Origin of the sequence: Streptomyces sp. AK010, assembly GCF_014207295.1 — a bacterium.
Classification (GTDB): Bacteria; Actinomycetota; Actinomycetes; order Streptomycetales; family Streptomycetaceae; genus Streptomyces; species Streptomyces massasporeus.
Map to the genome: position 1 here is coordinate 1 of NZ_JACHCX010000028.1, position 10489 is coordinate 10489.

Sequence of the window (10489 nt, forward strand, 5' to 3'; positions counted from 1 at the left end):
CAGCAGGCATGGATCAACGACCCGGCCAAGCGCAGGGAACCCGCACCACAAACCTCATAGCGTCACGACCGTCTCACTGGACTTGAAATCTTCCGCGGGATCAGGTCCGCCTGCTGATCGATCACCGCTGCGGCTGCGCCGCATACCCACCGTGCCCGTTTCTGTAGCAAGTCGCGCACATCGAGGAACTCGGGTACCGATTCGGCGGCGGACCGGGCGTCCTTCCTACGGCCGGCAAGGATGAAGTGATGCACCGCGTGCTTCGTTTCTCCAGCACGGTTGAAGGCACTGTCACGTTGACTGACCGGGTGGGATGATCTTCTGGTTGGTCATGCGGGGAGGGGTCGTCCGTGGACAGCGCGCCGCCGTCGTACAAGGGGCACCGATACGCGGTGGAGATCATCGCGCACTGCGTGTGGCTGTACTTTCGCTTCCCGCTCAGCTTTCGCGAGGTCGAGGAACTGATGCTGGAGCGCGGCGTGCTCGTCTCCTATGAGACGGTCCGCCGCTGGTGCGCCAAGTTCGGGCAGACCTACGCCGGCGCGCTGCGCCGTCGGCGGCCCCGCCCCGGGGACAAATGGCACCTGGATGAGGTCTTCATGAAGATCAACGGAGAGCGGAAGTACCTGTGGCGGGCCGTGGACGCCGACGGCACCGTCTTGGACATCCTCGTACAGAGCCGGCGGGACACCGCTGCGGCCCGGCGCTTCTTCCGCAGGCTGCTGAAGAAGACCCATACGGTGCCCAGGGTGGTCGTCACCGACAAGTTGCGCTCCTACAGCGCGGCCCACCGCGAGGTCATGCCCTCCGTTGAGCACCGCTCGCACAAGGGCCTGAACAACCGGGCAGAGAACAGTCATCAGCCGACAAGGCAGCGTGAACGCGCGATGAAAGGCTTCCGCAGTACCGGTGGGGCCCAACGGTTCCTGGCTGCCTTCAGTGGCATCTCACCGCACTTCCGACCCCGCCGCCACCTGATGACCGCTCCCGGCTACCGAGCTGAGATGACCATCCGCTTTGCAATCTGGGACCAGGCCACCGGCGCCGCCGGGGCCTGAACACCGGCCCGAAGCCCGGTCCCGCCACATGCCTCACGCGCTGTCAGAGAACCACTCAATAACGTGACAGCGCCCGACCGCATCCTGCGCGGCGCCGACGCCGCCATGCACAAGGTCAAGGCAGGAGCGGAGACGGTCCGCGGCGTCGTTTTCCACGGAGGGCTCGGCCTCATGGGGGGGGCGGAGAGCGGCCCGGCCTCAGCCGGGCACGCGGGACGTCACGTCTGCGCAGCGCGTCAGGTAAGTCCCAGTCCCATCCGGACGGCGCGTTCCACCGGGCTGTACTGTCCGTCGGCCCGTTCCGTCTCGAGCGGTTCGCGCGGCTCCACCGCCGCCTGCGCCATGAAACGCGGCCGGCCCCTCAGGTTTGCCTGGGAGGCGTGCACCAAGAAAGGATGCACCAGGAAAGCATCGCCGGCCCCACCCGTGGCCAGAACCTCCGGCCGGTGAGCTGTCGCCTTGTCGAGGATATCGTCACGGAACAGACCGCGACCCTTTTCGCCGTACGGGGCGAGCATGGGGGGAATATCCAGGTGAGAGCCCACGCGAATTCTGGTGGGCGCGTCGTCAGGTCCGACCTCCGAGTAGAGCAGCAGAATCAGCAGCGCGCGACCGCGGGACTTGATATTGATGCGGAAGCCGTGCGGATCGACTTTACCGATGTCGCCGCCGTCCTCGAGGGCCTCGAACCACTGCTCGTCGACATGCCAGCCGGCGTCGACGTGCCAGTCCGTGTCTCCCGGCCGGCCGGGATGGGGAAAGCGCACCGGAAACGTGCCGGGCCAGTCCGGCTCGATCCAGCGGTCGGCACCGTACAGCTGCTCGTAGGCCCGGCGCAGCCGCGGTGTGTTGCATGACTCCAGGAACGGCGGATCGTTGATCGGCGGAATCCGGACTACCGGCTCGGTCCACGTCCTGGGATCCTCCGGATCCTTGCCGGTCTCCCGCCAAAGACGCTCGCGGCACTCGTCCGCCGTCTCCTTCGAGAATGCTCCGGCGATTTTCACGAAGCCGCTTTTGACGAAGTCTTCGACCTCGTCGTCGGTGAGGCTGACTGTATCCACTGAAAACCTCCGCTGGTCGATGAAAACAGCCTAGGCGTCCATGAAATGACGTCAACTCTGTCATGGATTTCGACCGCTTTATCAGCGTGAAATGAGCGTCGCGTCCGGTCCGGTGTCCCGCCGCGCGGGACACCCGGTACCGTCCCTGCGTGGTCACCCAACTCTTCTTCGCGTGTTCGCAGTACGCCGCTGTCACGGTCACCGCGGCCATTCGGGCGGGCCTCTTCGGGCCGAGGGCGGAACACCGGCGCATCCTCGTCGTGAGTGACCCGGCGGCGATCCCCGAGGTCGGTACGCCCCTCGACCGGATGTCCGGGTTCACCGCGCTGCGGCCGGAGTTCGACGAGGTACGTTCCTGGAACGAGTTCATCCGGCCCTTCCACCCGATGGCCTGGTCCCCGAGGGAGCAGGACGCACCGCTGTGGCAGCGGGTGTTACGGCGGACCTGGGACCTGGGCACCGGGGACATCGAGATCGCGTGCGAGTCGATCCAGGGTGGCCCGTCCAACGCCGCGGCGCGGATCTTCAGCGACAGCCCCGTCCATGTCTACGCCGACGGCCTGATGAGCTACGGGCCCACGCGGGGCAGGCTGGATCCCCAGGTGGGGACGCGCATTGGGCGCCTGCTGCACGTGGACCTCGTCCCGGGGCTGCGGCCGCTCCTGCTGCGGGAGTTCGGTGTCGAGTCGGAACCCGTACCCGTCGAGACGGTCACCGAGGTGCTGCGCGCACTCGGCGGGCACGCGGACGGGCCGGGACCTGCCAGAGCCGAGCGGCCGGCGCTGCTGCTCGGGCAGTACCTGTCCGCGATCGATCTCCTGTCCGCCCAGGAGGAACAGCGGCTGCACCTGAGGATGCTGCGTGGCGCCGCACGACTCGGCCACCGGCACGTCGTGTTCAAGCCCCATCCGTCGGCTCCCCGCGGCTGGGCCGGGGCGCTGGAGGACGAAGCGGCGCGGCTGGGCGTCGGGTTCCGGGTGCTCGACGAGCCCGTCCTCGCGGAGGTGGTCTTCCAGCGTCTGCGGCCGGCCCTGGTGGCCGGCTGCTTCTCCACGGCCCTGCTCACCGCCTCGCGTCTGTTCGGCCTCCCGGTGGCCCGGATCGGAACGGAGACGGTGCTGGAGCGGCTGAGGCCCTACCACAACAGCAACCGCGTTCCCGTGACGATCGTGGACGCGCTCCTGCCCGACCTGGAGGACGCGTCCGCCGTGACGTCCTGGACGTTGGACCGCGGCCTTGGGACGGGGACGCCCCGAGCACTGCGCGATCTGGTCTCGACGGTCGGGTACACGATGCAGCCCGACAGCCACCCCTCGCTCAGGCCGACGGCGGAGCGCTATCTCGCCGGTCGGCTGGACAGCCGTACCTGGCGCTACTTCGACCGGCGGCGGCTGACCCGGCTCGCACTGCCCGGCGGCACACCGGCGAAGCTCGCCTTCGTGCCGAGGACGCGGACCGTGCGGCGCGTCGCGCGCGGGGTGCGCCGTGTGCGGCGCGCGGTGTCACCACGGAACTGAGCCGCCCGGCGGTGCGGCCGGTCCGCTACACCGGGGGCCGCAGGGCCGCGTAGTGGGCGAGGCACTCCTCGTAGCCGGGCAGCAGGCCCGACTCCGCGGCCTCCATCAGCCCGACGGCGCCCGCGTCCTTGTCGGACATGATCGGTGCGCCCTTGAGTTCCCAGGGGATCGCGATGTCCGGGTCGAGCGGGTTGATCTCGATCATCGTGCCGGGGACGTACACCTCCGAGCAGAGGTAGTTCATGCAGGCGTCGTCGGTCAGGGCGAGGAAGGCATGGCCCAGGCCGTCGGAGAGGTAGACGGCGATCCCCGACTCCTCGTCCTGGTACGTGATGTCGTACCGGCCGAAGGTGGGGGAGCCCACCCGCAGGTCTACGACGACGTCCATGACGGCGCCGCGGACGCAGGTGACCAGTTTTCCCTGGCCAGGGGGCAGGACCGTGCCGTGGATACCGCGCAGGGTGCCCGCGCGGCTGCGCGAGAAGTTCGCCTGCCGGACGACGAACGGGTAGCCGATCAGCTCGGAGAGCTCCTCGGACCGGAAGGCCTCGTAGAAGTAGCCGCGCCGGTCCGGGTACTGGGTCGGGGTGATCCGATAGGCGTGGGGCACGGCCATCTCGGTCGTCTTGACCGCGGACATATTGTTCACACTCCGGAGGTCGCTCGGACGTTACTGGTGCCCGGCCCCGGCCCCCGCGGGGAGCCGGGGCCGGCCAACCGCGTCAGCAGGTCCACGGTCCGGGACAGGGGCGGCTGCCGTCTGATCTCCTCGGCCAGCCCTGCCGCCCGGGCCGTGCACACCGCGTCCTCGACGAGGGCCTCGACGTGCCCGGCGACGAGGTCGGGGGTGATCAGGTCCGGCGTCACGCACAGGCCGGCACCCGCCCGTTCCACCATGTCCGCGTTGTCGAACTGGTCGTCGAACTGGGGCAGCAGCAGCTGCGGGCACCCGGCGGCCAGTGCCGCCAGCACCGAGCCCTGGCCGCCGTGGCTGACGAGGAGATCGCAGCTCGGCAGGACCTGGGCCATCGGGATACGGCCGATGCGGTGCGCGTACCGAGACAGCTCGGGCCAGTCGGCCGCGGTCTCCTCGTCCGTGGCGACCAGCAACTCGTAGTCGCGTTCGGCCAGCCGCCGCAGCACCGGAGTCATCGTGTCGCGCAGCGGCAGATCGCGCAGCCGCGGGATGACCGTGCCGAAGGTGACGCACACCCGTGGCCGGTGCGGGGCGCCAGGACCCAGGACGGGATCTCGGCGTCGCCGTTGTAGTCGATGCTGCGCAGGGCCCGGTGCCGTGCGGCGTACGGGCGGCGCAGCGAGGAGGGCCACGGGTTGAGGATCTCGTCGGGCACGGGCAGGTCGCGGTCGAGGCGGGCCGCCGCGCCCTCGCGGTACTCGGGCAGTTCGGCCGCGCCCCAGTGGAACTCCACGTGCGGGATGCCGTGGCCGGCGGCCGCCAGCGGGCCGGCCGACTCGGCGCGTTCGCTCACGACGAGGTCCGGCCGCCACGCGTCGAGCAGGGCGTGCGCGCCGGGCAGGCACAGCTCGGCCAGGCGCCCGAAGGCCCGGCCGTGGGCGAGACGCCGCCCGGCCGAGCCGTGCCGCGGCGGCTCACCAGCACCCGCTGGGGAGCCGCCGTACACCTCCGCGTAGGTCAGGGCGACCACGTCGGTGGCGGGTGCCCAGGACACGGCGGGCAGGCCGGCGCGTGCCACGGTCGCGGCGAAGTCCCCGGTTGTGGCGATCAGGACCTCGTGACCGGCGGACCGGGCGGCCCAGGCCAGCGGCACCAGGGGATGGAAGTGGCCGCGCAGCGGCGCGGTCGTGAACAGCAGCCGCACTCGTTGTTTCCTTCCTTGACGTTGCCCGCCTCGGCGCGAGCCCGGGAACGCCGCGGGTCAGCACAGGCTGTGCAGACCCGCCAGCAGGCTCCGGGCCTCAATGTTCAGGTAGTGGCCGTGCCTCAGGAGGTCGGTCAGCTGGCGGACCGTCACCCACAGGTGCCCGGGCGGTGCCTCGTCGGGGAAGTCCGGGCCGGTCTCGATGACCTGATAACGGGTCAGGGCGTGGTGGAAGCGGCCGCCCTCCTCGGACTGCACGGTGTCGTAGCGGACGGTGTGCCCGTGGGCGGCCGGATCGCTCACCGCCTCGCGCAGCCGCACATCCCGGATTCCGGCGAGGTCCTCGCCCGGCAGCAGGTGCACGGTTGGCGCCATCTCGACCATGTCCATCAGCCCGTACTCCGGCCGGGCCTGGACCAGCAGGTGCAGTACGCCGTCCAGGACACGCACCAGGAACATGGCCCGTCCCTGGCCGCGCGGGGCCAGCAGCGGCTGGGTCCAGCGTTTGACCTCACGGTCGCCGGCCTCCACCGAGACCCCGATGACGCGGAACTGCCGCCGGTCCTCGTCGCTCAGCTCCCGCCGGTCGTGAGACCAGCCCGACACCTCGCCCAGCGGAACCAGGCGCGCCGACCACTCGCAGCGGGTCTTGGCCTCGATGAACCAGCTGAGGATCTCCCCGGCGCTGTGCCGGCCGTGCAGCCCGGGCTCGCCCGCCTCGTACTGGTACGAGCGGATGAGCGCGTCCCGGAAGGGGTCCCGGCCGTCGGCCTCGGCCTCCTGGGGGAAGGCGAAGGGCATACAGGACAGCACGGTGCGCGCGTCCATGTTGACGAGGTTGTCCACCCGGGTGAGCGCGCGCACCTGGGCCAGGCTGAGCCAGCAGTAGTTCTCGTGCACCGGCACGTCCCCGGTCACCAGGACGACCATGTTCCGGTTGCGTTTGCGCCAGAACCAGGCCCCCTGCTCCGACTGCAGCACGTCCACGAGCACCTCACCGCGTCCGGGCCCCGCGAAGTACTCCAGGTACGGGGTCCTGTCGCCGCAGTGGACCTGCGTGTAGTTGCTGCGGGTCGCCTGCACCGTGGGGGACAGTTGCAGGACGTTGACGTTGCCCGGCTCCATCTTGGCCTGCATCAGACAGTGCAGGACGCCGTCGAACGCCTTGACCACGATGCCGAGGATGCCGATCTCGGGCTGGTTGATGATCGGCTGCTGCCAGGTGACCGTGCTGCCCTCGCGGACCTCCAGGCCCTCGACGGAGAAGAAGCGGCCGCTGGAGTGCCCGAGGTTCCCGGTGCGTGGGTCGAAGGCCCAGTCCTTGAGGTCGGCCAGGCCGACCTGCTCCACCCGGTGCCGTCCGGCCCGGTGCCGGTCGGCCCACCAGGCGTGGAAGCCGGCCGCGGAGGTCAGCGGCCCGTCGCCGACCGCCGGCGCGTCGATGCTCGCGTGCAGGATCTGTGTCACGAGTCAGACCCGCGCGAGGACGTCGTGCAGGAGGTCGATGACGCGCTCCTGGTCGGCGGGCGCGAGTGAGGCGTACATCGGCAGGGAGAAGATCTCCCGCGCGGCGGCCTCGGTGACGGGCAGCGACCCCTCGCGATACCCCAGGTGCGCGAAGCCCTTCTGGGTGTGCACCGGCCAGGGGTAGCTGATGTTGAGGTGGACGTCGTGCTCCTTGAGTGCCTCGATGATGGCGTCCCGGCGGGGATGGCGCACCACGTACACGTAGTACACGTGCGTGTTGCCCGGGGCGGTCACGGGGGTGATCAGGTCGGTGCCCGCGAAGGCCTCCGCGTACCGCTCGGCGATCGCCTGCCGCCTGGCGAGGTAGTCGTCCAGGCGGCCCAGCTTCCGGCGCAGGATCTCCGCCTGCACCTCGTCCAGTCGGCTGTTGTAGCCGGGCAGTTCGACGACGTGGTACGTGGTCTCCATGCCGTAGTAGCGCAGTCGGCGCAGGTCGGCGTCGACCGAGGCGTTCGCGGTCAGCACCGCGCCGCCGTCGCCGTACGCGCCCAGCACCTTCGTCGGGTAGAAGGAGAACGCCGCCGCGTCGCCCATGGTGCCGGCCGTCCGGCCGTGGTGGCGGGCTCCGTGGGCCTGCGCGCAGTCCTCCAGGATCGGCAGGCCGTGCCGGTCGGCGAGCTCCTTGAGCGGTGCCATGTCGACGCACTGGCCGTAGAGGTGCACCGGCAGCAGGCACCGTGTGCGCTTGGTGATCGCCGCCGCCACCTGGTCGACGTCCATGAGGTAGGTGTCGGGGTGGACGTCGACGAACACCGGCGTCGCGCCCACCGCGTCGATGGCCACGACGGTCGGTGCGGCGGTGTTGGACACCGTGACGACCTCGTCACCGGGGCCGACGCCCAGCGCCCTGAGGGCGAGGACCAGGGCGTTCGTTCCGTTGTCGACCCCGACACAGTGGTCGAGCCCGTGGTACGCGGCGAACTCCTGCTCGAACCCCTTCACGCTGGCCCCGAGCACGAGGTGCCCGGAGCGGAACACCGTGTCGACGGCGTCGAGAATGTCGGACCGCTCCTTCTCGTACTCCGCGAGATAGCCCCAGACGTACATGGTCACCGCAGTGACACCTCCGCACTCGACTCGATCGGTTATGGACGGGTATTCGACGACGGGTATGTCGACGACGCGTATTCGACGACGGGTGGGCGAGGGACAACATGGACGTGCGTCCGGTCAGACGACCTGCTGGATGAAGTCCAGACCGTGGGCGTCCCAGTCGTCCCGGCCGTAGGAAATGACGTGAACGTCCTGAAGTTTTCCGTGCAGAAACACGTGGTCGGGCAGGACGGCCTCCGGGCGCATGGCCTTCTTGTGCCGTCCGAATCCGATGCGCGCCAGGGTCGGGTCCGTCACCTCGAAGTACACCTTGCGTGTCCGCCACATGGAGAAGGCGAAATTCACGGTGAGTGCGTTCGCCTCGGACCGCAGGTCCTCACGGGTGCCCAGGCGCAGATGCACCTCGGTCCGCAGATGACCGGCGGGCTTCAGGTCGGAGAGAGTGCTGAAGCCTAGCAGCTCGTCTGTTTCCGCGTCATGGATCATAAAGCACGCCGAGAGACCGTTGCAGAAGTCGGCGGCATATCTGTCGAGCAGCGGGAGCGGTCCGTGGCCGTTCCGGAAGAGAATGTCGTAGGCGGCGGGCGCGTCGGCGGCGCCGGCCGGACGGAGTTTTATTCGCTTGGTCGTGGTGTGCGGGTACAGCACGGTTGTCATCCCCCGGTTCCGTGAACGCTGGAATGCTGGAAAAACGACATGAGCGTTTCGTGCAATGCACGGTGCACGGAACCAACCACGGGTGATCAGCGGTGTCAAGCGTGTTCCAGCGGGGCCGTCCCGCCAGCGGGACAGTGCGGTTGACCGTTCACTGGGCGCCTGTCTAGTGTCGGCGCGGCTTTCGCAAAGGCGTGACCGGTCGAATTCAGTGAGGGGTGCTGACAGCACATGGCGAATGACGAACTCGCGCAGAAGTCCAACACCTACGAAAACCTCGACCCGCAGGTTGTCGACAAGCTCGAGGAAACCGTGCGTGAGACCGCGATCAAGATTTGCGCGGAACAGCCCGACGTGCCCGAGCCGGCGAACCTGGCCGACCTGGACTCGTTCTCCATGGTTCAGGTCCTGCTGGAGCTCGAGAACATCCTCGACCGGAAAATCCTGGAGCGTCTCGAGGAGTTCGAGGGCAAGTCGTTCCGTGACCTCGCTGAATTCATAGCCCGCCTGCTGGCGGAAGACGAAGTCGCCAACGGGTGATGAGCGCGCACATCGGCAAGGGGGTTCTCTCCGCTGTCGGGGACACGCCGCTCGTGCAGTTGGAGCGGCTCTTCCCGGAATCGCCCGCCCGTTTCCACGCCAAGTTGGAAGGCATGAACCCGGGGGGCAGTATGAAGGATCGCGCCGCCATGAGCATGGTGGTCGGCGCGATCGAGAGCGGTCGCCTCGTCCCCGGGAAGTCGACCGTGGTCGAGTCCAGCTCCGGCAACCTCGGTATCGGCCTGGTCCAGGTCTGCCGCTGGTTCGGCCTGCGGTTCGTCTGTGTGGTGGACCCCAGGACCACCACACAGAACCTGGCGATCCTCGAGGCCTACGGCGCCGAGCTGGAGATGGTCACCGAGCCGGACAACGAGCTGGGCGACTTCCTCGGAGCCAGGATCCGGCGCGCCCGGCAGCTGGCCGAGGAGATCCCGGGGGCGTTCTGGCCCGACCAGTACGCCAACGTCCTCAACGCGCGGGCGCAGGAGCAGCTGATGCGGGAGGTCGCGCGGGACCTGGACGGCCGGGTCGACGTCCTCTTCGTCGCCACCGGATCCTGTGGCACGATCCACGGCTGCGCCCGCTACATCGCCGAGCACGGCATGACCACGCACGTCGTGGCCGTGGACGCGGTGGGCAGTGCCATCTTCGGGCAGCCGGGGTGCCAGCGGCTGGTTCCCGGACACGGCGCGGCCCGGCGGCCGGCCCTGCACCACGACGGCATGGCGGACTCCGCCGAGCTGATGACGGACCAGGACTGTGTCATCGGCTGCCGACGGCTCGTGGCCGCCGAGGCGATTCTCGGCGGCGGCTCCTCCGGTGCGGTGGTCGGCGCGGCCGCCCGGCGCGCCCGTGAGCTGCCCGAGGGGGCCAACTGCGTGCTGGTGCTGCCCGACAGGGGCGAGCGCTACATGGACACCATCTACTCCGACGCGTGGGTCGAGCGGCACTTCGGTGACATCCGGCACCTGTGGAAGGGCTGACGCCACCGCCACGCGGACATTCCAGGGAGACGCAATGACTGCCGACGACAAGCATCTCGTTGTGGTCAACGACGAGGAGCAGTACTCCGTGTGGGCCGCCGACCGACCCCTGCCGGCCGGCTGGCGAGCGGAGGGCACGGAGGGCTCCAGGGACGAGTGCCTGGACCACATCGAGCGGATCTGGACCGATATGCGCCCGCTGAGTCTTCGCCGACGCATGGCCGAACAGGACCTCTGACCAACCGCAGCCGA

General features: G+C 69.2%; 12 protein-coding genes. 5 read left to right on the forward strand and 7 right to left on the reverse strand.

Translation table 11 applies throughout. The features are described 5' to 3' along the window. The first annotated feature begins 350 nt into the window (after positions 1-350). A complete protein-coding gene (locus HDC93_RS34335) occupies positions 351-1058 on the forward strand; it encodes an IS6 family transposase (RefSeq protein WP_185014731.1) in 708 nt (235 codons plus the stop codon). A 236-nt stretch (positions 1059-1294) separates the two neighbouring features. Here the strand turns inward: HDC93_RS34335 and HDC93_RS34340 are convergent, their stop codons facing one another. Continuing rightward, positions 1295-2122: a phytanoyl-CoA dioxygenase family protein gene (locus tag HDC93_RS34340; protein WP_185014732.1), complete on the reverse strand. Its 828-nt coding sequence runs from the start codon at positions 2120-2122 to the stop codon at positions 1295-1297. Between the two features lie 149 nt (positions 2123-2271). On the opposite strand from HDC93_RS34340, the gene HDC93_RS34345 reads away from it, so the two are divergent. Then, on the forward strand, positions 2272-3639 hold the full coding sequence (locus HDC93_RS34345; protein WP_185014733.1) for a polysialyltransferase family glycosyltransferase: 1368 nt from the start codon (positions 2272-2274) through the stop codon (positions 3637-3639). A gap of 25 nt (positions 3640-3664) precedes the next feature. On the opposite strand, the gene HDC93_RS34350 is transcribed toward HDC93_RS34345, so the two are convergent. From HDC93_RS34350 to HDC93_RS34375, 6 genes are all read right to left on the reverse strand, one after another. After that, positions 3665-4279 (reverse strand): dTDP-4-dehydrorhamnose 3,5-epimerase family protein, encoded by a 615-nt coding sequence (locus HDC93_RS34350; RefSeq protein WP_260419925.1) that lies wholly within the window; start codon positions 4277-4279, stop codon positions 3665-3667. 5 nt (positions 4280-4284) lie between these two features. Continuing rightward, the gene (locus tag HDC93_RS34355; RefSeq protein ID WP_185014734.1) at positions 4285-4851 is read right to left on the reverse strand and encodes a nucleotide disphospho-sugar-binding domain-containing protein; all 567 of its coding nucleotides are present in this window, start codon (positions 4849-4851) and stop codon (positions 4285-4287) included. Then, entirely contained in the window at positions 4788-5480 is a 693-nt protein-coding gene (locus tag HDC93_RS34360; RefSeq protein ID WP_185014735.1) for a hypothetical protein, read from the reverse strand. Before HDC93_RS34360 ends, HDC93_RS34355 begins: the two co-directional genes overlap by 64 nt. A 57-nt stretch (positions 5481-5537) precedes the next feature. After that, positions 5538-6947 carry an NDP-hexose 2,3-dehydratase family protein gene (locus tag HDC93_RS34365; protein ID WP_185014736.1) on the reverse strand — a complete coding sequence of 470 codons (1410 nt, stop codon included), beginning with the start codon at positions 6945-6947 and terminating at the stop codon, positions 5538-5540. A gap of 3 nt (positions 6948-6950) precedes the next feature. Continuing rightward, the gene (locus HDC93_RS34370; protein ID WP_185014737.1) at positions 6951-8060 is read right to left on the reverse strand and encodes a DegT/DnrJ/EryC1/StrS aminotransferase family protein; all 1110 of its coding nucleotides are present in this window, start codon (positions 8058-8060) and stop codon (positions 6951-6953) included. Positions 8061-8177: 117 nt separating this feature from the next. Continuing rightward, positions 8178-8717: a GNAT family N-acetyltransferase gene (locus tag HDC93_RS34375; RefSeq protein ID WP_185014738.1), complete on the reverse strand. Its 540-nt coding sequence runs from the start codon at positions 8715-8717 to the stop codon at positions 8178-8180. 228 nt (positions 8718-8945) lie between these two features. On the opposite strand from HDC93_RS34375, the gene HDC93_RS34380 reads away from it, so the two are divergent. Genes HDC93_RS34380 through HDC93_RS34390 form a run of 3 tightly spaced genes read left to right on the forward strand, consistent with a single transcriptional unit; the run spans position 8946 to position 10475 of the window. Next, positions 8946-9254, forward strand: a complete 309-nt coding sequence (locus HDC93_RS34380; protein ID WP_185014739.1) for a hypothetical protein — start codon at positions 8946-8948, stop codon at positions 9252-9254. After that, a complete protein-coding gene (sbnA, locus tag HDC93_RS34385) occupies positions 9254-10237 on the forward strand; it encodes a 2,3-diaminopropionate biosynthesis protein SbnA (protein WP_185014740.1) in 984 nt (327 codons plus the stop codon). Before HDC93_RS34380 ends, sbnA begins: the two co-directional genes overlap by 1 nt. A 34-nt stretch (positions 10238-10271) precedes the next feature. Next, the gene (locus tag HDC93_RS34390) at positions 10272-10475 is read left to right on the forward strand and encodes an MbtH family NRPS accessory protein (RefSeq protein WP_185014741.1); all 204 of its coding nucleotides are present in this window, start codon (positions 10272-10274) and stop codon (positions 10473-10475) included. The last annotated feature ends 14 nt before the right edge of the window (positions 10476-10489 follow it).